The organism is Natrinema gelatinilyticum (assembly GCF_024266705.1).
Taxonomy (GTDB): Archaea; Halobacteriota; Halobacteria; order Halobacteriales; family Natrialbaceae; genus Natrinema; species Natrinema gelatinilyticum.
Window position 1 is genome coordinate 2,906,312 of record NZ_CP100756.1, and the last position, 21,128, is coordinate 2,927,439.

Here is a 21,128-nt window from a genome sequence, read left to right on the forward strand (position 1 = left end):
GCACACCACATATAGGTGGATAAAAGTCGGTTATCACCGGTAAAATGCTTTTGGAGTTAAATTGCCATCCAGGTTCGGGTATGACGAGTAATTCTCATTTTGAAGGGAGAATATACTGAGCCCAAATAATTCATCGAAATATGATATTGAAAATACTGTCCCTGAATAAAGTCGCTAATCCAATTGAAACAGAGTTTTTCACTTATGACACAGGGACGTGGAGGGTGAGTGGTGAACTTGCATGATCGGGCTGGATACGACGGAGATGTACATTATGTGTTATTCCCTCCCGGTTCTTGGCCGGACAGAAAGAACTGACAGCACCGCCCAAAACTATCAAATAGGTGAGCGGACGTGGTCTGGGGTCGACGAACACGTAACGCCCTTGGTCCGTCTCTCTTCCCCCGGTACCGTCGATAATTTCACTCGACGGTCAGCCGTCCGTTGGTGCGCGCGCGAACTGATACGGCGCGTCTCGAGCCGCAGCTGGATAACAATTCACAACCTCGATAGCTGATGGCAATAACGAATTTAACGGATCAACCAGTTCGAGACGTACCGTCTTCTCCCGACCTCGATAGAGGCCACTCCGAGAGCCCGAATCTGCAGCCCGCGACGGAGGCTGCGGTCACCTCAACAGGGGGGACGATCATCATCCCTACGTTTAATGAATGTGAAAATATTTCCCAGGTCATCGCTATCTGCCTCAAAGTATTTCCGGTCTCCCAGTTCGATGTAGAGGTGGTAATCGTCGACGACGATTCTGACGATTACACGTGGCAATACCCGCCACGATTGTTCGGCCACGATCCCCGCGTTCGAGTCATACGACGGCAGACGAGTGACAAAGGGCTGGCAAAGTCGGTCACAAACGGGTTCGACGTGGCGAAATACGAATACTGCGCAGTGATCGACGCAGACTTGCAGCATCCGCCCGAGAAATTGGTCGACCTCTTCAGGGCGCTCGATCGGGGGGCCGATATCGCGATTGGGAGTCGCTACGTTTCAGGCGGCGGTATCGAGAATTGGTCGGTCTTGCGGAAACTCGTCAGTAAGGGGGCAACTGTTCTCGCAAGAATTGCTCTTCCCAATGCGCGATACGTCTCGGATCCCCTGTCCGGATTCTTTGCCGTGCGACGCAGCGTCGTCGGAGGAGTAACTCTCAGCCCACAAGGATACAAAATACTCTTAGAAATACTCGGGAAGGGATCGTACGAGACAATCGTCGAAGTCCCGTACGTCTTCAGCGAGCGCGAACGCGGAGAGAGCAATCTTACTGCAACCGAGTATCGACAATTTCTCGAGCATCTCGGTCAGCTAGCGTTCGCCAGCCGTGGCTTCGACGTAACCGAATCAGACGACACGAAACAGGTCTCTGATCACAGGCTCCTTTAGTGAAAGGCCGATCATAGCGACAAAACGACAATAATAATACATGAATGGGATACGATTGGATGGGAACTGAGTTAGAATCAAAAGATATCTTGGTCACCGGTGGAGCTGGTTTTATCGGATCGGACCTCGCAAACGAACTCGCGGTAGACAACGAGGTGCGGGTAGTCGATGATGGATACCTTGGCATTCAGGAGAATCTCCGAGACGAGGTCGAATTCCACGAACTGAGCGTCCTCGACGGCGATCTTCCGACCAAGGTTGACATCGTGTTCCACCTCGCAGCGCTATCGTCGTACGCGAAACATGAGTCGGATCCGTGCCGGGGTGCGCGTGTAAACGTCGAGGGGTTCGTCAACACGATCGAACAGGCCCGCGAGGACGGGTGTTCGATGGTCGTGTATGCCTCGACGGCTTCCGTCTACGGAGATCGGACCACACCGACCTCTGAAGGGACGGAGGTTACAGCGAGCACCGGCTTCGAAGCCTCGATGCTAGCTCGCGAACGGTACGCCGAGTACTTCGCGAATCACTATGGAATGGACATGGCCGGAATACGTTTGTTCTCCGTGTACCAGGGGTACCAGACCACCGAGGTACGGGAGAAGGGATACGCCAATGTCGTTGCACAGTTCGCCGACGACATCGCTCACGGGCGGTCACCAGTTCTATACGGCAACGGGGAACAGACCCATGACTTTACGCATATCAAAGACGTCGTCAGGGGATTGGTTACGGCGGCTGAAAATGAGCTTCTCGGCGTCTACAACGTGGGAACGGGGCGATCAGTTTCGCTCAACGACCTCGTCGAGTTGATCGGCGCTGAACTCGAGATGGACGCCGAACCTGAGTACATCGAAAATCCGATTCGTCGGGGCGCCTACGTTCGAAACGCAACAGCTGATTACTCGAAAATTCGCGCAGAAACGGGATGGGAACCGCAGATCCCACTTGAGGAGGGACTGGCTCGCGTTTGTTCGCAGTACGAGAGCGGAAACGGTAGTCGGAGGGGCCACAGATAGGTATGGTACTACAATGACAAGAATAGCGATCTGTCCGCATCTATCCGTCGAGCACTTCAGGGGCGGCGAGAAGTGGGTCGTCGAACTGGCGAACAGGCTCGTCAACGACGGGTACGACGTCTCCGTGAACGCGCTCCCATATGCGCCCGACGGCGAGCGTCGGGTCGACGCAACGGCCGTTCTCGACGATCGAATACCGTATGAGGAACGCTGGCGGCACGACCTTTCCGGTGTCGACACCGGATACCTGTTCTATCATCCCGGCGCGATGGGCTCGTTTCCCGGCGCGGAACGGTACGTCGCTGGCATCCACTCCTGGATCTACGTTTCACCGTACCTTCATGAGCGTCACTATGGTCTGGTCCCGACCGCCGTCAAGTTGCTATATCGACTCGCAGGAGAGTACGACCTGGCACGGTACGACGTCGTCCACACGGTTACGCCAGCGTTCGAGACCCGTCACTCGAACGTCGTCGCGATTCCAAACTTCGTCGACGCAGAACGCTTTTCCCCCGATCGGGCACCGCTCGCCGATGACTTCACGGTCCTATTCTCGGCGGCACACATTCCGGAGAAAGGATGGGATATCGCGCGACGGGTCGCCGCTAACCTCCCGACGGAAATCGCCGTTCTGACGACTGGGCAGACCGAGACGTCGCACATCGAAGGCATGGGATTCCTCTCCGAAGACGAACTCGCCCGCCTCTACGCGCGCTCGCACGTGGTCTTGCATCCAGCGCGGGTGGACACCGATAGCATGGTGATCAACGAAGCGTGTGCGTCGGGGACGCCGGTCGTTACGAGTCCGATCATCAGTCACGTTCGGAAAAACGGCGCGGTAATTCACGCCGGAACCGCCTCCGAGATGACAGCGGTTATACGCGGCCTCCGAGACGAGTTTCGGACCCACCGGGCGCGCTACGAGGAACGCTGTCGACTTGCGCGCGACCTCGCCGATTCGAGACGAATCGAACGGGTGTATCCCGAGTTGCAACGGCTTCTCGTAGCGCGTTCGGTGGATTCAGGAGGACCGAATCGTCGGTTACCGTTCGAACTCGCTGGTGAACGGAGCTGATACCGCAATGGATAGGAACACCATCTGGCGGTCGGTGGAATCGTACGATACGACTCGAAATCAGAGGCTTATCATGTACGTCCTGGTCGGGGCAATCGGTGTCGTGATCAATCAGAGCGTTCTCTATCTAACGACCGGCGTGATCGGTTTCAGCTACGCCGTCGGTGGATTCCTCGGCGTGACGATCAGTATCACGACCAACTATGCGATTAACGACGCCTGGACCTGGCGGGAGCACGGTGCTCGCGGGTGGAAACCCTGGGCGTGGCGGGGACTCAAGTACACGGGAACGCGCGTAGCCGGTATCGGCGTCCATATGGTGGCGCTGATCGTCTTCGTGGAATTCGTCGGGTTCCACTATCTACTCGCCAACTTGCTGGCGATTGCTGTTGGCTTCGCGTGGGGCTTCGGTGCCAGCGACGTCCTCGTGTGGAAGACGACCGACGCGCCGTACCTCGAAGAGACGGGAAACCGATGGCGCTGGCTCTCCGAGCAGATCGATCGACCGACCGCGTACGTGCTAACGTTCGCGGCGCTCATGTTCGTGTTCTTCACGACGTTTACGATCTTGCTGTACCGCGGATACTGGATGACCGGGGGCGACTTCGGCTCGTACGTACACGCGTTCGAAACGACGCGTCAGGGGATCGGGTTCATGGATACAGGTCGTTACCGCGCCGGGAATCCGACGAACAGCTACTGGGGCGAGCATTTTTCTGTGACGCTGTTTCTCGCATACCCGTTCTACTGGCTGGTTCCGACCCAGGAGACGCTCTTGGTCGTTAAATCGTTCGTGTTGGCACTCAGCGTTCCGCTTCTGTGGTTCGTCGCACGCGAGCACCTGTCGACGCGTATGGCCGGGATGTTCGTCCTGCTGTATGGGCTTAATCCGTTTTTACACGCCGCGTGGTTGTTCGACTTTCAGGAGCAGATTTTCCTTCCGGCACTGCTCTTCGGAGCGTACTACTGCTACCGGACCGAACGCTACCATGGATTTCTCGTCCTCGTCGCCGCCGCCTTGCTGACCAACGAGTTCGTCGTCTTCGTCGCCACAGGAGCGATTGTCGGCCTCGCGGTCGCGGCCCATCGTGAACCGGATCGAACGCTTCGAGACGAGTGGACTGTCTTCGCTGGCGCGTTCATGATGGCGATTGCGACCTATCTGCTCGCAATGTACGTGACCGCGCAATTCAACTTCTTCACTGGGATCCCGATCAACTCCATCGCGGAGCCGTTTCGACCGCACCTCGAAACCCGACGCGTCGGCGTGGTCGATTTGGTGCTTTTGCTCGTACGGGAGCCGATCTTACTCTGGGAGACCCTCGCGAGCAACGCGGTGGCCAAAGTGGGATTTCTAACGCTCTTTCTGGTGCCGGTCGCGTTCCTCGGAATATTCGACGAATTGACAATTGGTGCGTTCATCCCCTACCTCGGGTTCGCGTGGGTCTTCGCCGGAAACGAAGTCTATTATACGTTCGCCGTCCACTACCCGTTCTACCTGCTCCCGTTCCTCTATATCGGGGCTGTCCGGGTCGCTGACGGTCACCTGTCGATATCGGAGTCGCGCGACCTGTTGACACGAATTTTCGTCGCGGTTCTGGTGATGAGCGTGCTCGCGTCTGTCGGTGGGGGTCTGGATCGACAGGCGATCCCGGACGAACCGACTCACGCGGACGTACTCGAAACGTCCGTCGAACACGTCCCTGAGGGAGCGACGCTAGTCACGCAAAATGACGTCTATCCGCATCTGGCCGATCGGCCGAACACGCGGTACATCGCGTCTGCACTGCTGTTCAGGGAATACGAAAAGATGCACGGTACAAAACGCCCGGCGTACGTCCTCCTGAGTACTGAACCCCTGTCGGGATCGGGCCAGTGGGACGCAGAGGTGAAAAAGGCGTTCGGGGACGACTTCAACGAGGAATACGGACTCTACCGATACGAAGACGGGGTCTGGCTGTTCAAAAGAGGGTACAGCGGTGATCCGAAGGGGATCACCGACGAGTACCGTCCGCCGAGTCATGCATACACCGCCACCGACATTTCTGCGGACGAAGGGACGCTGTATGACGGCAAAATCGAGAGCCGCGTCGGCGTCGAGGACAGCACTGTCTGGTTCGGACCGTACGAGACGCTTCCCCCCGGAACGTACGACGTAACGTACCAAGTCAACGTTAGCTCGTCGGATGAGATACCCGTTGCCCGACTGGAGGTGGTGAACGAATCCGATCAATTCGCCGAGACCGCAGTCAACGAGACGGGCGGTTGGGAGGACGTGACGTTGACCGTAACTCTTGAGGAAGTCACCGACGAGATCCAGTTCCGCGGAGTCAGGGAGGCCGAAAACGGCTCGATCGCAGTTCGAAAAGTGGTCGTCGAACCCGTCGACTGAGACGGCGCTCACGGAGACGGACAGGTTCCCCTACACGTCGTAACACCGTCGCCACCGGACGCCCACGACAGTATCGCCGAATCTGGTGGAGACGGTCGGAAACTGGCGACCGGCAGTTGGAACGCGATGACCTGACTGGTCCGCCCTCACGCCGGCGAACGTGCTTCCGAAACGCGGTTACTCGAGACGCTGGTATCCGACCTCGGGCGTGGCCAGCTCGGTCGATTGACGTCGCCCGTGGTAATACTGTATTACCTGCTGCGCTCGTGGCCCGCGATACACCACCGCAGCGGATGCGGACCGTTCTTGCAGACAGTACGCCGGACATCGCCTGGAATCGCTCAGTTTTCATTCAGCCGCGGCAGCGAGGGCAATACCGGGTCACTGCCCGTCACCGTATCGGAATTGACCATGGCGGTGGTCACCAACTCCCTGCCCGGTGAGGGAGTTCCGACCAAGGGCCAGGACGATCCGACTCGAGGCGAGAACGGCTGTCTGGACTGGCGTCCGGACGAATTGGTGTCGGGCTTCGGACCTGCCACCGGGGACGTCTGATCGAGCCGCTGTTCTTCGTGAAGCCTCCCGTTCACGGCGGAGGCTGTCTCATTCCTTTCGGCTTTCGACGACACCCACTTTCAGTGTTCGAATTCGCCGGAGAGCCCCGTGTATCTTCGGTTGCCACATCGAGCCCTGGCGTGCCTCGAGATCGCGCCGGAGCCGTCCGATTTCCGACTCGAGTGCACTCTTCTCCGCCTCGAGACGATCGATCCGCGCTTCGAGTTCGTCGACACCGTCCTCGAGTCGGTACCGACGCGACCGTTGGGCGTCGCGATCGTTTTTCAGCTGATCTCGTTCCCGCTCGAGTTCTTCCACTCGACGCTCGAGGTGATTCCGTTCGCGCTCGCTCGAATCGCCCACCGGCTCGCGGTTCGGGTCTTCGTGGATCCCCTCGATCGCCTCGTCGGATTCGATCTCGATGTGGCCCGAGCGCGTCGCATTGACGACGGCGCCTGCGAGCAGGATCAGCCCGCCGAAGTACAGCCAGGTCAACAAGAGGAGAACGGCCCCGATCGGCCCTGCCGAGTCCGAGCTACTCGAGACGGCGACGTAGATCTGAAACAGCGACTGGAGGGCCGCCCAGCCGACGGCGGCGACGAGCACGCCCGGCAGCACCTGTCTGACTGTGACGTCGACGTCCGGGAAGAAGTAGTACATCGGGAGGAACGCGATCGACAGTCCGACGACGAGCAACAGCGGGTTCAAGAGGCCGATGAGGAGGCTGTTCGGGAAGAACGCGAAGACGACGGTGGTCGCTCCGGCGGCGATCAACGCGACGCTGATCGTCCCGAAGACGACAGCGCCGTCGCGCAGTTGGTCTACGAGCGAGTTCTCCTCGGTTGACGTGTAAATCTCCGAGAACGCGGTATCGAGTCCACGAAAGATTTTCAACGACCCCCAGACGAGCGCCGTAAGTCCAATGAGCGACGTTCCGACGCTGCCCGTCGAGCCTTCGATCCCGTCCTCGAGCAGGGTTTGCCCGCTTTCTGGGAGAAATCCTCCGGTCATCGACGACACCCGTGTGGCCAGCGCGTCATCACCGACGATCGAGACCAGAAAGAAGAGGAGGACGAGCAAGGGGATCAACGAAACGAACGCCTGATAGGCAATGCTGGCGGCCATGAACGTCACGTTTTTCTCCTGTATTCCCGTTACTACCGACTTCGCGAAGGGGACTGTACCGTGTTCGCCCAAGCGCATACGCTATCGTCCGCCGCAGAACCGGATAGCGATCCGGCTTGCAGCCACTTGTCTCCCGTCGAGTGCACGACTTCCAGCTACCCAACTGGTCGATCCCGTTTCCGATACCAGTGTCGCCGTGTCGGCTGCTACTCCTCGAGCACCGTCTCCACTGCCTTGCGCGTGGGCAGGGCCGTCATCGCCCCCGACTCCGTGGTCGCCGTTGCTCCGACCGCGTTCGCAAACGCGACGCTCGCACCGAGTTCTCGGCCGCTTCGTAGCGCATCGATTGCACCGGCGACGAACGCATCGCCTGCACCCGTCGTATCGACCACGTCGATCTCGAACCCGGAATGGTCGACCCTCGCTGCGGGCCAGGGTGCGTCCTCGCTCGCAATGGCGACGGCACCATCGCTTCCTCGGGTCACGAAGACGGTGTGGAGTGGCCAGCGGTCGATCGCCGCTCGAGCGATCGCGCTCGGCGTCTCACCCGCGACGCCGAGCGCCTCGAGTTCCTCGACGGTCGCGAGACAGACGTCGACGTTCTCGAGCGCCTCGGCCGCTGCGCTGGCGAACGCGCTCTCGTCCGGCCACAGTTCGGGCCGCAGATTCGGATCGAACGAGACGGTACACCCCGCACCCGCGGCGCGCGCGAGCAAATCCAGCGTCGCCGCGCGCGACGACCCGCTCGAGAGCGCGACACCGCCAGCGTGAACCCAGTCACAGTCGGCCAGCGCGTCGTCATCGATCCGTCCGGATTCGAGGCGCGTGTCGGCGGTTCCGTCCCGGTAGAAGCTGAACGACCGGTCACCGGTCTCGTCGTGGGTGACGAACGCGAGCGTCGTTTTCGCGTCGGCGTCCCGTTCGATCCATCGGTCCGTGAGACCGTACTCGACGAGCCGCCGCTCGAGATAGCGGCCGAACGGGTCGTCACCGACACGCGTCCAGAACAACGGCAGCCGCTCGAGTCGTGCGAGCGCGACGGCGACGTTTGCCGGCGCACCACCTGGACGGCGTTCGAAGGTGGCGATGTCGTCGAGTGGGCCGGGTCGATTGGGAATGAAATCGATGAGGGTCTCTCCGGCAACGAGTACGTCGTGAGCCATAGGTTGGTTCCGCACGTGGATGAGTTAGTTGTACCTTTGTTTCCGGCCTGTTGGGTGCCGTTCCGTCGCGATGTGAGCGGACGAACCCGAAAGAAACGGAGACGAGAATCGAGACTGTGTACGGGTGTCGTCGATCAGAGGATAATGCTTTTCTCGCGCATCATCGCGTGGATCGACGCGTCGAGGCCCTCGCGACCGATCCCCGAGTCCTTGTTCCCGCCGAAGGGAACGTCGCCGAGTCCGTGGCTCGGTGCGCCGTTGATTCGGACCGCACCGGCGTCGATGCGCTCTGCCATCCGCATCGCGCGCTTATAGTCGTTCGTAAAGACCGCGGCGTCGAGCGCGAGGTCGGAGCCGTTCGCGATTTCGAGTGCCTCGGCTTCGTCTTCGAACGTGGTTATCGCGGCGATGGGACCGAATTGCTCCTCGTCTACGATGCGGGCTTCGTGCGGGACGTTCGCGAGCAGGGTCGGCTCGAAGAACTGCGCGCCGAGTTCGTCCGGCACTCCATCCGGGGCGCGGCGCTCGCCCCCGCGGACGAGGTCCGCACCCTTCGCGACGGCGTCCTCGACCAGTTCTTCGACCCAGTCGGCCTGATCCTCGCTGATGAGCGGGCCAAGCGCCGTATTCTCGTCGAAGAGATCGCCCGCCTGCCAGGCGTCCATCTGGCCGTCGATCAGGTCGACCAGTTCGTCGTGGACCGATTCGTGAGCGAGCACACGCGAAATGGCCGAACACCGTTGTCCGGCGTACTTGAACGACCCTTTGGTGCAGTTGCCCGCCACCTCGGACAGATCGGCGTCCTCGAAGACGACCGCCGGGGCGTTCCCGCCAAGTTCCATGTGCAGATTGACCATCCCGCTCTCGCGTGCGACGTGCTTTCCAGCGCCCGAGGAGCCGGTCATAGCGATGGCGTTGACGCGGTCGTCGCCTGCCAGTACGTCGCCAATCTCGCTCGCTTTGCCGGGGACGAAGTTGAAGGCGCCCTCCGGAATCCCGTCGACAGTGGCGATAACGTCTGCGAGAATCGCCGCAGAAATCGGCGTCTTGGTTGCGGGCTTCAACAGCACGCTGTTGCCGGCAGCGAGTGCGGGCGCGACTTGTAAGGCGGTCGTCGCCAGCGGGTAGTTGTAGGGTGTTATACAGAGGACCGCGCCGATGGGTTCGTGCCTGACGATCGCTTGCCAGCCCTCGTGGCCCTCGGTCGATCCTTCGCGGTACTCGCCCTTGCTAACGATGTTGCGGGCCTCCTCGGCCGCCCGGTCGAACCGCTCGGCCGCCTGGCCGACCTCGCCACGAGCCGACGAGATCGGTTTCCCCGCCTCGCGAACGATGACCTCCGCGAGTTCCTCTTCGCGTTCCCGGAGTCCCTCGGCGATCTCCTCGCACCACGCTGCGCGTTCGACGATCGTCGTCTCCCGCATCGTCGGTTTGCTCTCGTGGGCTGCCTCGAGTGCGGTGCGCGCTTCGGCCGATCCTGCTGCGGCCACCTGCGCGAAAGTCCCGCCTTCAGCAAGGTCCGAGACTGAAAGCGTGTTCTCGGCCTCGAGCCACTCTCCATCGACGTACATTCGTTCTCTCCGCTGAGCGATCCTCGTTGCCATATGACCCCTTTGGAACTGCACCTTGAAAATGTTTACTCGAGGTTGAAAAAACAACGTTGTAGAAGAGAGTGTCGTCCTGTTGGACGGACATACTAATACAACCAAAATATGAGCGTAATATGGAAATATGAATTCGCAAAACCAAAATAAATGTTTTCTCCTGGGCAAGCTTTAAGTAGAATGCGAGTGTAGCCAGGATTGGGATGAGTACGCAAAAGACCGTTCGTCAACAGGCAGGCACCGTCGAGGAGAACGCGCTTCGTCTCGACCAAGACAAAGCCGAGCAGATCGTCGAGGCACTGAATACGGAACTGGCCAACGCCTACGTTCTCTACCATCAGCTGAAAAAGCACCACTGGGTCGTCGAAGGCGCAGAGTTCCTCCCGCTCCACGAGTTCCTCGAAGAGGCGTACGAACACGTCGAAGAAGGCGCGGACATCATCGCCGAACGAGCACAGGCGCTGGGCGGCGTTCCCGTCTCGGGACCGTCGGATCAGGAGCAGCGTGCGACCGTCGAATTCGAGGGCGAGGACGTCTACGACGTCCGCACGATGTTCGAAAACGACCTCGAGATGTACGGCGACATCATCGAGTCGATGCGCGACAGTATCGAGCTCGCCGAAAATCTTGGCGACCACGCGACAGCCGAGATTCTGCGCGAAATCCTCGTCACGATCGAAGAAGACGGCCACCACTTCGAACACTACCTCGAAGACGATACGCTGGTCCTCGAGGAAGCGACGCACTGACCCGCTAACCGAACGAATTCGAGGACAGTACAACGAAAACCCGAGCGAAACGACGCGAGAGCACATCGGCGGTGCTCACTAGCGGAGGTCGTTTTTTCTGCGATACCGATACCCTGCGACAGGGTCAGTTGCTGCGGAAGTAGCAGTTTGGGTGAGAGTAACGATTTGAGAGAGAGTCGTCGCCGGTACGAGCCGGTCGAACACCATCTGTACTGATTGACGTTCGTTCGACCCGAATATCGACCGAATCAGGGCTCGAGATCGACGGCCAGATCCGTGGCGATCCAGCCGTCGCTGTTGTTCCGTTCGGTGAAGACGACCTTCCCGGGACGAGTTTCGTGGCTCGTCACGACCTTCGCCGGCTCCTCGAGTTCTTCGTCGTGTTCTGATTCCTCCCTACGGACGGGTTCGACCATCACTGTGAGTTAGGCGAGCCTAAATCTAAAAAGGTTTTGGTCGCCCTAGGATCTCGGGAACGGGTCGTCGGGACGGCGGTATCGGTGTCTGTTGCCAGGTATCGGTCCACGGGTTTCTCGCGGTCGTCTCTCGTACACCGCCAGAACGAGCTCTACAGATATTCAGGGCGAGTGCCCCGGGGTCGTTCGAAAATCGGAGATTTTCGTGACTGAGCGGAGCGACGCTCCGCGAGGTCTGCGAGACCTTTTGCGTCTCGAACTACGTGACCCCGAGGCGGTTCACGCCGCTCGACTGATCCTGCGAGAGATGACCACGCGAAGATAGTATCACTTTTCTGGTCTCGCCGAAACGGATGTCATATGTGTTCACACGAGAACGGGTCACAGGGTGCTACTGGCCGCCGACGGGGTCGGAAACTGGTCGCTCAGTTGTTCGACGTCAGTACAGAGTACGTCGAATCGCTAAGTTGGCCGCTCGGAAACCGCGTGACCGTCGAAGCGGATGCGAAGCGGCGCTTTGAACTCGCACATCGCCGCTCCACACGAACGGTGACCGCCTTCGAGGTGACCGACTATACCCGTGTCGTGCGACTCAGAACCCCCATCGGCCGTGAGAAATTTTACGGCGTCGCGAACGCCGACGTCACGCCCCTCTCCGCAGGCGACGAGTGGATCCGAACCGACTGATACGCCTGCAGAAACGCGTGTTGCCTGAACCGGGCGTATCGTCACGACCAGTTTCAATTGGTTCGATCTGTATGAATCGACCATGGACTACGTCGTCATCCAGGGAGACATCGCCGACCAGTCCGCTGATGCGCTCGTCAACGCCGCCGGGACGAGCCTTCGAATGGGGTCCGGCGTCGCCGGTGCACTCCGGCGCGGCGCCGGCGACGAAATCAACGAAGACGCGATGGAAACGGGGCCGGTCGACCTCGGAACGGTCGCGGTCACGGACGCCTACGACCTCGAGGCCGAGTACGTCATTCACGCCGCCGCGATGCCCCATTACGGCGACGGGAACGCGACGTCCGAGAGCATCCGAAACGCGACGCGAAACGCCCTCGAACGAGCCGACGAACTCGGCTGCCGGTCGCTCGTCGTGCCGGCGCTCGGCTGTGGTGTCGCCGGCTTCGACCTCGGAGACGGCGCCAAGATCATCGGCGAGGTGATCGACGCATACGAGCCGACCACACTCGAGGACGTCCGTCTGATCGCCTACAGCGACGCGGAGTACGATGCGATGGTGGCCGCGACTGGAGACCGGGACGAGCGGCGTTGATCGGTGAACTGAGCTGATCGCGAGGAGCAGCACTGATCGACGGCTCTCGAATACCGACGAGACGCACCGTGCTGTCCCGGTCATCGCGGACGATTCTTGGCGGTCGAGAACGGCACGCTCCTGCTCATCGGGGCCGGCAAACGATGCTCGTGTGGCTGCGACCGATTGTGCCGGTTCCGGTGAAGGGTCGGCCGTCCGGTACTCGCCCGACCGTCCCTGATCCGGGACTCGAGTCCGGTGAGAGACAGGTCTTCGACCCGACCGTCCCGGTCTCGAGGCAGATCACGCTCCGGCCTGGGTTCGGTGGACGGTGACGGCTCAGCCTCGGCTGGTAGCCAGCCGTCGCCCAAGCAGTGCCAACGGTGCCCCAAACAGGGCGACGACGGCGACCCACGGAAGGAACAGCAGGGTCCCGAACGCGATCGTCCAGAAACGCAGGGCGGACATCGGATAGACGAGAACCACGGCGCCAGTCGGCACGAGTGCGACGATCGCCAGGAGGCCGATCGGCGTCCGGTCACGTTCGAACGCGAAGCCGATCGGGAGAAAGAGCGCGGTGGCAAATCCAAACAGAAGCGGGAGCGGGTAGGCGAGCGCCCCGGTGAGCAGCAGCGTGTATCCGGCAGCGGTCAGTGTCGCGAGGGCCGCGAGTCCGACCAGGCCGCGAGTGTGGAGGCGGTCACCGATGCGGGCCGCGGCCGCACCGAGGAGCGCGTATCCGACACCGAGAGATGAGAGGACGACGACGCCGTGAGTGAGAGCGCGACTGATCGTCAGCGCACCGAAGACGAGGATTCCGATCGCGCCGAGGACACCGATTCCGACGGTCAGTCGCTCGAGCGACGACACGTCCGTGGAGACGTCCCGCAACCCGAGACGGGTGGCGACGGCGTCGACCGCGGGACGGCCGCCAGTAGCGCGGCCGATGGCGACCCCGACGAGACCAAGTGCGACACCGGGGAGGAGTCCGGTGGCCAGGCCGCGAACGAGTACTGCTGGACCGTCTGTGAGCCCGATCGTGGCGTAGCCGCTCGCGGTACCGACCACACCGTCGCTGCCGTAGGTGACGTACGTCTGCTCGTCGAAATCCTCGCCCCAGTCGCGTTCGGTCTCGTTCGTCCACGTCGCGGTGTTTCCGTCGACGTCCGCGAGCGGAATTCGGTTCGTGACGACCGTTCCGTCGGGGGAGTGTATCGTCACTCGGTCGGCTACCACTTCGTAGCGAGTGGGTGACGTGCCGGTCGCGAAGTAGTCGACGATCCAGGCGTCGCCGACGCCCCGCCGAGCGACGCCGGTAACGGTGTAGTTCACGACGACGGTGTCGCCCTCGAGCGACGAGTCGACCGATCGGACGTCCCCGACGGCGGCGTGATATCGCGCCCACGCGTCGTCGACCGCTGCCTCGAGAGCAGTTGTGTCCGTTCGGTATCGCTCGGCCGCAGAGGAGGTGACCGGGACGCGAGCGTTCCAGCGCGAGTCACCGGTCTCGTCGATGTAGATGTCGAGCGTTCCGCGACCCGTGGCACCGGCGATTTCGGCGTCGTTTGCGATTCCCGGGCCGCAGACACCACAGATCTGCGACGGTGGCGGGGCCCCCGCGACGCCGGCGACACCGGCCAGTCCGACGGCGACACAACAGCAGAGGGCGAGGGTGAATCGAGCGGTTCGCATCTGGCAGCAACTCGAGTGTCAATTGTCAAGTAATTACTCCCGCGTTGAATCAGCCGTCCTGAGGAGCGATTCGGGAATCACTCTCCGAACGGGGAGAGTGATGGGAGTTACCGACGTACGAGGAGCGTGCTTCGCCCGACTGCGCGAGGGATCTTCGATCCCTTGCCGTTTACGGCCCGGCGGATGTCACTCGTATTCGTAGAATCCGACGCCGGTCTTCTTCCCGAGGTCGCCAGCTTCGACCTTTCGCTTCAGGAGGTACGCGGGCTTGTAGCGGTCGCCCAGTTCCTCGTGGAGAGTCTCGGACGCGTGGAGACAGACGTCGAGTCCGATGTGATCGGCCAGGGTCAGCGGCCCCATCGGGACGTTCGTTCCGAGTTCCATGCCGGCGTCGATGTCCTCCCTCGTGGCCACGCCCTCGTCGTAGGCCCGAATGCCTTCGTTGATCCAGGGCATCAGAATCCGGTTGGTGACGAAGCCGGGCTTGTCGTCGGACTCCCAGGTCGTTTTCTCGAGGGCCGCGGCGATGTCGTGGGCCAGTGCGGTCGCTTCGTCGGTCGTTTTTTCTCCGACGACGATCTCGACGCCCTCCATGATCGGCACCGGGTTCATGAAGTGTAGGCCGATCACGCGTTCGGGACGGTCGAGGTCGCCCGCGATCGACGTAATCGAGATCGTACTCGTGTTCGTCGCCAGCAGGACGTCCTCGTCGCACACGCGCTCGAGGTCGGCGAACACGTCCTTTTTCACGTCGAGATCCTCGAGGGCGGCCTCGACCACGAGGTCACAGTCCGCGAGGTCCTCCACGACCGTCGTCCCCTCGATCCGCTCGCGGATCGTTCTGGGGTCTTCGGGGAGCGCGTCCCGGCTCTCGAGGCGCCCGAGGCTGTCGTCGATGGTCTCGAAACCGCTCTCGACGAACTCCGTTTCGATGTCGCGCATGACGACGTCGTACCCGCGGGTTGCGGCGACCTGTGCGATACCGCTTCCCATCGTTCCTGCACCGACAACACCGATCCGCTCGATTCGGTCGCAAACCATACGCGTCGTACACTGAACGCCGGCGTAAGTTTGGCGGTAGACGGCGTTTCCGGTCATCGGAAGCGATCGGCACCGGTAGATCGCTTGCACTTTCCCGTCAGAAAGTATAACAGCATCGTCCTCGAGGTACCCTTCATGTGTCGGGAGACGAAGCGGGAACCAGCGTGGGTGTCGTCGATTCGACTGGCATTTCTCGAGGGGCAGGTCGACGTCGACAGCGTGATGGAAGAAGCGAATCTGATCCCTGGCCGCGAAGGAACCGTTCGAGACGTCCTCTCGACGATGGCCGATCGAAATCTCCTCAAGCCGGTCGACGGGACGGAGAACCGATACGTGCCGGGACCGGTGCTCCTCGAATCCGATCGATACGATCTGGACTTCACCAAGGCGTCCGACGGCGGCGCTCACCGGTGGCGCTCGACCGGCTGATCGGCTCTCGTCCGTCGGTATAGCGTAAACTATGTATTCACTAGGGCTGTACGCCGCGACCATGGGCAATCTCACAGATACGAAGGTTACCGAAAAGAACCTGACGACAGTACCGAAGCCCGTCCGCAATTTCCTCGTCGTCGGCCCCGGCGATCGGATCGAGTGGCACGTCGAAGACGGACAGATCATCGTCAAGAAACTCGAGTCCGAGTAATTGCCGACCGCCGCGGTTTTTTCCTTCGCTCCTCGCCGAGCGGCGCTGTCGACCGACGATCGTCCAGGAGGGCGCGCTCCGTTTCGACCGACGGCAGTCACTCTGCTCGAAGGGCACGAACCGAGGCGACGGCCGCATCCAGTTCGATTCGGTCGTCGTAGTCTTGTAGTTTCTCGCCCGGCATTAGCCTAAACGTTCGTCCAGATATGTTGTTTTGGAAACACTAAAGTATTTATTTGCGTGTTACGGGATACCATGTAGTGTGGTAAATAGTATGCACATAGTACAGGAGTATAAAAGATGATGGTGAGCGATACACGACCAGTGTGGACCGAGAGCAGGTGGTCGTAATGGAGTTCGACGGGGAGTTCGAACTCGAGGGGGTACCGCAGGAGAAGGCGTGGGTCGTTCTGTCCGATCCCGTCGCGGTTCGGAACGCGCTGAAGGGCTGTCAGTACATTACCCCAATGGACGAGGACTTCAGCTTCGACGAGTACGAGGCCGACGAGGACGCGGAGACGCTGCCCGAAGCCGATCCGGAAGCCGTCGCCGCACGGGCGTTCGAGGAGGATCAGGAGTACGCCGCGCTGATGCAGGTCGGAGTCGGGAGCGTCAAGCCCAGGTTCGAGACCTCGATGACGATCGAGGAGCGCGACAAGGAGGACTTCTGCATGATCGCGAGCGGCAGCGGAACCGCTAGCGGCAGCAGTTTTAGCATGGAGTCGGGGATGCAGATCTATCCGCTCGAGGACGGCGAAGGCTCGCGGATCGAGTGGTGGACCGAGGCCGACATCTCGGGTCGCATCGCACAGCTCGGCTCGCGGGTCATCGACCCGGTCGCGACCAAGATCGTGAACAACTTCTTCGGCAACATCGAGCAGCAGATGACCGACGTCGAGGAGACGGATTCGGGCATCACGGACCGAATCCGCGGGATGTTATGAAACCGGCACAGTTCGAACACCACGAACCAGAAACCGTCGAAGAGGCCGTGAGCCTACTCGAGAGCCTAGACGACCGGGCGATCCTGGCCGGCGGCCAGAGCATGGTGCCAATGCTCCGGTTCCGACTCGCGGTTCCGGAGACGGTCATCGACATCAACCGCATCGAGAGCCTCGATTACCTCGAAGAGGACGACGAGTGGCTCAGAATCGGAGCACTCGCGCGCCACGCCGACCTCGAGGAGTCGGCCCTGATCGACGAGAAGTACGGCAGCTTCGCCGACGCGGCGCCGCTGGTCGCGGACCCGCAGATCCGCAATCGCGGCACGGTCGCCGGTGCGATCGCGCAGGCGGACCCGAAGGGCGACTGGGGGAGCGTCCTGCTAGCCCACGAGGGCGAGATCGTCGCGCACGGCCCGGACGGCGAGCGGGTCATCCCCGCGTCGGACTTCTTCTTGCTGCCGTACGATACGACCCTCGACGAGAACGAACTCGTCACCGAACTCCGGGTTCCGACGCCGGCGGCTCACGAGGGAAGCGGCTATCACAAGCTGAAACGGAAGGTCGGCGACTACGCGATGGCCGGCTCTGCCGCGCGGCTCGTTCTCGACGAGGACGGCCGAATCGAGCGCGCTGGCATCGGTCTCACTGCTGTCGACATCACGAACGTCCGGGCGACCGACGCCGAGGATCACCTCGAGGGCGACGAGCCCGGCTGCGAGGTATTCAAACGCGCAGGCGAGCTGGCGGCCGAACAATCGAACCCGGAGTCCGACGAGCATGGGGACGCCGGCTACAAAGAGCGCATGGTAAACGTCCTCACGCAACGGGCGCTGAGCGACGCTGCCGAGCGCGCCGGACTCGTCAAACGGAGGGTATCACAGTGACAGACACGCGAGAGATTACGCTGACGGTCAACGGCACCGAACACACGATCGACGTCGAACCGCGACGGCTGCTCGTCCACGCGATCCGGGAAGAGCTGGACTTGATCGGAACCCACATCGGCTGCGACACCGGCAACTGCGGGGCCTGTACGGTCCTCAAAGACGGGGAACCGATCAAGTCCTGTCTCATGTTCGCAACCCAGGCCGACGGGAGCGAACTCACCACCGTCGAAAAGATGGAGGACCTCCCCGAGGCCGGCGACGACCTGCACCCGCTGCAGGAGGGGTTCCGCGAGGAACATGGGCTGCAGTGTGGCTACTGTACGCCCGGAATGATCATGTCGGGCAAGGCGTTGCTCGACGAGAATCCCGACCCGAGCGAGGAGGAGATCCGCGAGGCGATCAGCGGCAACCTCTGTCGGTGTACCGGCTACCAGAACATCGTCCGCTCGATCGAGTACGCCGCCGAGGAACTCGCGGACGAGGAAGTCGCGGCCGCCGACGGCGGCGTCATCACAGGCGCCGACGGCTCGACGGTCGCGCCGCCTGACCACGAGGCCGACGGGGGCGCCAAGTTCGACTGCGGCGTCGAGAACTGCTGTGGCGGGCCCGCGGCCGACCGCGAGTGCGGCTCCGACCTCGGAGGTGAGAGCGAATGAGCAGCGATTCGGAACGGTACGCGGAGGCGGAAGACGGCGGTCCGCAGCCCGAGAAGCACTGCGGTCACGGCCGCGGCGGGATGGGTGAGGAGGTCAAACGCAAGGAAGATCAGCGGTTCATCACCGGGCGCGGCAACTACGTCGACGACGTGAAGAAGCCAGGGATGCTCCACTGCGAGATCGTCCGCAGTCCGCACGCTCACGCCCGCATCGAAGGCATCGACAAGTCGCGAGCGCTGGACGTCGATGGCGTCGTCGCCGTCCTCACCGCCGAAGACCTGCTCGAGTACGACCTCGCGACGATGCCGACGCTGATGGCCGACACCCAGGACGTGCTGGTCAACGACAAGGTCAAATTCCAGTCTCAGGAGGTCGCCGCCGTCATCGCGACAGACCGGTACACGGCGAAAGACGGCGCCGAGAAGGTCGTCGTCGACTACGACGTTCTGGATCCCGTCGTCGACGCCCAGGAGGCGCTCGAGGACGACGCGCCGCTGATCAGGGACGACATCGAGGGACAGGACGACAACCACTGTCTCGACTGGGAGACCGGTGACGAGGAGGCCACCGCCGAGGTCTTCGACGAGGCACCGGTCACCGTCGAAGAGGACATGCTCTACCAGCGGCTTCACCCCGCGCCGATCGAGACCTGCGGCGCCGTCGGCGACTACGACCCCGGGAAGGACAAGCTGACAGTCCACATGACCTCGCAGGCGCCCCACATCCACCGGACGCTGTTCGCGCAGGTCTCGGGGATCCCCGAACACAAGATCCGGATCGTCAGTCCGGACGTCGGGGGCGGGTTCGGCAACAAGGTGCCGATCTACCCCGGCTACGTCGTCGCCGCCGCGGCGTCGTACGTCCTGGAGCAGCCGGTCAAGTGGGTCGAAGAGCGTTCGGAGAACATCCAGTCGACTGGGTTCGCCCGCGATTACGACATGACCGGCGAACTCGCTGCGACCGAGGACGGCGAGATTCTGGCAGTCCGGACCGACGTGCTCGCGGACCACGGCGCGTACAACGCCGTCGCACAGCCGTCGAAATTCCCGGCCGGGTTCTTCAACATCTTCACGGGGTCGTACGACATCGATACGGCGTACGGCTCGCTGACCGCAGCCTACACTAATACCGCGCCAGGCGGCGTGGCCTATCGGTGCTCGTTCCGCGTGACGGAGGCCGTCTATCTCATCGAGCGGATGGTGAAGGTGCTGGCCGACGAACTCGACATGGACCCCGCCGAGGTCCGGCGGAAGAACTTCATCCAGCCCGACCAGTTTCCCTATGAGAGCGCGACTGGCTGGAACTACGACTCCGGCGACTACGAGAAGGCCCTCGACAAGGCCCTCGAGATGGCCGACTACGAGGCCTACCGCGAGGAACAGCGGCGCCGGATCGAGGAGGACGCCGACAAACTGCTCGGCATCGGAATCTCCTCGTTCACCGAGGTCGTTGGCGCCGGACCCGGAAAGTCCTGCGACATCGCGGGCGTCGAGATGTTCGACTCTGCCGAAATCAGAGTCCACCCGACCGGCAACGCGACGGTCCGGGTCGGCGTCCAGACCCAGGGACAGGGCCACGAGACCACGTTCGCTCAGATCGTCGCCGAGGAACTCGGGATGGACGTCGACGACATCACCGTCGAACACGGCGACACTGACACCGACCCGTACGGCCTCGGGACCTACGGCTCGCGAAGTACACCCGTCGCAGGTGCAGCCGCGGCCGTCGCCTCCCGCAAAGTCCGCGAGAAGGCGACGTCGATCGCGGCCAACGAACTCGAGGCCGCCGAGGAGGACATCACGTGGGACCGCGAGAGCGGCGAGTTCCACGTCGCCGGCGCGCCCGATCGGTCAATCTCGATCACCGAGATTGCCGCGGGCGCGTACATGAATCACCCGACGAGCGAGGAGCCCGGCCTCGAGGCGGTCAACTACTACGATCCGCCGGAGATGACTTACCCGTTCGGATCGTACGTCGTGATCGTCGAGGTCGACCGCGAGACCGGCGAGGTCGAGTTCGAGAAGTTCGTCGCGGTCGACGACTGCGGGAACCGGATCAACCCGATGATCATCGAGGGCCAAATCCATGGCGGCCTCGCCCAGGGGATCGGGACCGCAATGCTGGAACACGTTACCTTCGACGACAACGGCAACGTTACCGGCGGGGACTTCATGAACTACCTACTGCCGACCGCGATGGAGATCCCGGAGTTCGAGACGGGCCACACCGTCACGCCGTCGCCCCACCACCCGATCGGCGCGAAGGGCGTCGGTGAGTCGCCGACCGTCGGCTCGCCGCCGGCGATCGTCAACGCCGTCGTCGACGCCATGTCCCACGGCGGGATCAGCCACGTCGAGATGCCCATGACGCCCGACCGCGTCTGGGAGAACCTCGACGAGGCGGGGCTGGCAATGGACCCCGCGGATAACATCGAACTCACGTTCGAGGGCTGGGAGAGTGACGGCGTCGCGGACGATTGAGCGCCCAACCCCGCGGGTCCTTCGGTTCCAA

The 21,128-nt window shown here is 61.9% G+C and carries 19 protein-coding genes; 13 read left to right on the top strand and 6 right to left on the bottom strand.

The window, feature by feature from the left end:
• Positions 1-654: 654 nt before the first annotated feature.
• The 4 genes from NJU76_RS14240 to NJU76_RS14255 are packed head-to-tail and all read left to right on the top strand — an operon-like array spanning position 655 to position 5,881.
• Positions 655-1,395, top strand: a complete 741-nt coding sequence (locus NJU76_RS14240; protein WP_345781953.1) for a glycosyltransferase — start codon at positions 655-657, stop codon at positions 1,393-1,395.
• 59 nt (positions 1,396-1,454) lie between these two features.
• Entirely contained in the window at positions 1,455-2,414 is a 960-nt protein-coding gene (locus NJU76_RS14245) for an NAD-dependent epimerase/dehydratase family protein (protein ID WP_254529792.1), read from the top strand.
• Between the two features lie 13 nt (positions 2,415-2,427).
• Positions 2,428-3,489, top strand: a complete 1,062-nt coding sequence (locus NJU76_RS14250; RefSeq protein ID WP_254529794.1) for a glycosyltransferase family 4 protein — start codon at positions 2,428-2,430, stop codon at positions 3,487-3,489.
• Positions 3,490-3,496: 7 nt separating this feature from the next.
• Positions 3,497-5,881, top strand: a complete 2,385-nt coding sequence (locus NJU76_RS14255) for a DUF2079 domain-containing protein (protein WP_254529796.1) — start codon at positions 3,497-3,499, stop codon at positions 5,879-5,881.
• Positions 5,882-6,484: 603 nt separating this feature from the next.
• On the opposite strand, the gene NJU76_RS14260 is transcribed toward NJU76_RS14255, so the two are convergent.
• The 3 genes from NJU76_RS14260 to NJU76_RS14270 form a co-directional block, all read right to left on the bottom strand.
• The gene (locus NJU76_RS14260) at positions 6,485-7,639 is read right to left on the bottom strand and encodes a YhjD/YihY/BrkB family envelope integrity protein (RefSeq protein WP_254529798.1); all 1,155 of its coding nucleotides are present in this window, start codon (positions 7,637-7,639) and stop codon (positions 6,485-6,487) included.
• Between the two features lie 128 nt (positions 7,640-7,767).
• Positions 7,768-8,724, bottom strand: coding sequence for a carbohydrate kinase family protein (locus NJU76_RS14265; protein WP_254529800.1), 957 nt, complete (start codon positions 8,722-8,724; stop codon positions 7,768-7,770).
• Positions 8,725-8,858: 134 nt separating this feature from the next.
• On the bottom strand, positions 8,859-10,328 hold the full coding sequence (locus tag NJU76_RS14270; RefSeq protein ID WP_254529802.1) for an aldehyde dehydrogenase family protein: 1,470 nt from the start codon (positions 10,326-10,328) through the stop codon (positions 8,859-8,861).
• A gap of 203 nt (positions 10,329-10,531) precedes the next feature.
• Between NJU76_RS14270 and dpsA the strand changes: the two genes are divergently transcribed.
• Positions 10,532-11,077, top strand: a complete 546-nt coding sequence (dpsA, locus tag NJU76_RS14275; protein WP_254529804.1) for a DNA starvation/stationary phase protection protein DpsA — start codon at positions 10,532-10,534, stop codon at positions 11,075-11,077.
• Between the two features lie 248 nt (positions 11,078-11,325).
• On the opposite strand, the gene NJU76_RS14280 is transcribed toward dpsA, so the two are convergent.
• Positions 11,326-11,493 (bottom strand): hypothetical protein, encoded by a 168-nt coding sequence (locus NJU76_RS14280; protein WP_254529806.1) that lies wholly within the window; start codon positions 11,491-11,493, stop codon positions 11,326-11,328.
• A gap of 360 nt (positions 11,494-11,853) precedes the next feature.
• Here NJU76_RS14280 and NJU76_RS14285 point away from each other — a divergent pair, with 360 nt between their 5' ends.
• Positions 11,854-12,180: a hypothetical protein gene (locus NJU76_RS14285; protein ID WP_254529808.1), complete on the top strand. Its 327-nt coding sequence runs from the start codon at positions 11,854-11,856 to the stop codon at positions 12,178-12,180.
• 82 nt (positions 12,181-12,262) lie between these two features.
• A complete protein-coding gene (locus tag NJU76_RS14290; protein WP_254529810.1) occupies positions 12,263-12,775 on the top strand; it encodes a macro domain-containing protein in 513 nt (170 codons plus the stop codon).
• A gap of 318 nt (positions 12,776-13,093) precedes the next feature.
• On the opposite strand, the gene NJU76_RS14295 is transcribed toward NJU76_RS14290, so the two are convergent.
• Together NJU76_RS14295 and NJU76_RS14300 are read right to left on the bottom strand one after the other, a co-directional pair.
• A complete protein-coding gene (locus NJU76_RS14295; protein ID WP_254529812.1) occupies positions 13,094-14,446 on the bottom strand; it encodes a hypothetical protein in 1,353 nt (450 codons plus the stop codon).
• Positions 14,447-14,632: 186 nt separating this feature from the next.
• Complete coding sequence (locus tag NJU76_RS14300; RefSeq protein WP_254529814.1) at positions 14,633-15,487, bottom strand: 3-hydroxyacyl-CoA dehydrogenase family protein; 855 nt, start codon at positions 15,485-15,487, stop codon at positions 14,633-14,635.
• Between the two features lie 135 nt (positions 15,488-15,622).
• Here NJU76_RS14300 and NJU76_RS14305 point away from each other — a divergent pair, with 135 nt between their 5' ends.
• The 6 genes from NJU76_RS14305 to NJU76_RS14330 all read left to right on the top strand — a co-directional run bounded on the left by NJU76_RS14305 (position 15,623) and on the right by NJU76_RS14330 (position 21,097).
• The gene (locus tag NJU76_RS14305; protein ID WP_254529816.1) at positions 15,623-15,916 is read left to right on the top strand and encodes a hypothetical protein; all 294 of its coding nucleotides are present in this window, start codon (positions 15,623-15,625) and stop codon (positions 15,914-15,916) included.
• A 61-nt stretch (positions 15,917-15,977) separates the two neighbouring features.
• Complete coding sequence (locus NJU76_RS14310; RefSeq protein WP_254529818.1) at positions 15,978-16,130, top strand: AbrB/MazE/SpoVT family DNA-binding domain-containing protein; 153 nt, start codon at positions 15,978-15,980, stop codon at positions 16,128-16,130.
• A gap of 350 nt (positions 16,131-16,480) precedes the next feature.
• On the top strand, positions 16,481-17,074 hold the full coding sequence (locus tag NJU76_RS14315; RefSeq protein ID WP_254529819.1) for an SRPBCC family protein: 594 nt from the start codon (positions 16,481-16,483) through the stop codon (positions 17,072-17,074).
• Positions 17,071-17,958, top strand: a complete 888-nt coding sequence (locus NJU76_RS14320; protein ID WP_254529822.1) for an FAD binding domain-containing protein — start codon at positions 17,071-17,073, stop codon at positions 17,956-17,958. The genes NJU76_RS14315 and NJU76_RS14320 overlap by 4 nt, the downstream gene beginning before the upstream one ends.
• A complete protein-coding gene (locus tag NJU76_RS14325; RefSeq protein ID WP_278002475.1) occupies positions 17,955-18,617 on the top strand; it encodes a (2Fe-2S)-binding protein in 663 nt (220 codons plus the stop codon). Before NJU76_RS14320 ends, NJU76_RS14325 begins: the two co-directional genes overlap by 4 nt.
• Positions 18,614-21,097 carry an aerobic carbon-monoxide dehydrogenase large subunit gene (locus tag NJU76_RS14330; RefSeq protein WP_254529824.1) on the top strand — a complete coding sequence of 828 codons (2,484 nt, stop codon included), beginning with the start codon at positions 18,614-18,616 and terminating at the stop codon, positions 21,095-21,097. Before NJU76_RS14325 ends, NJU76_RS14330 begins: the two co-directional genes overlap by 4 nt.
• The last annotated feature ends 31 nt before the right edge of the window (positions 21,098-21,128 follow it).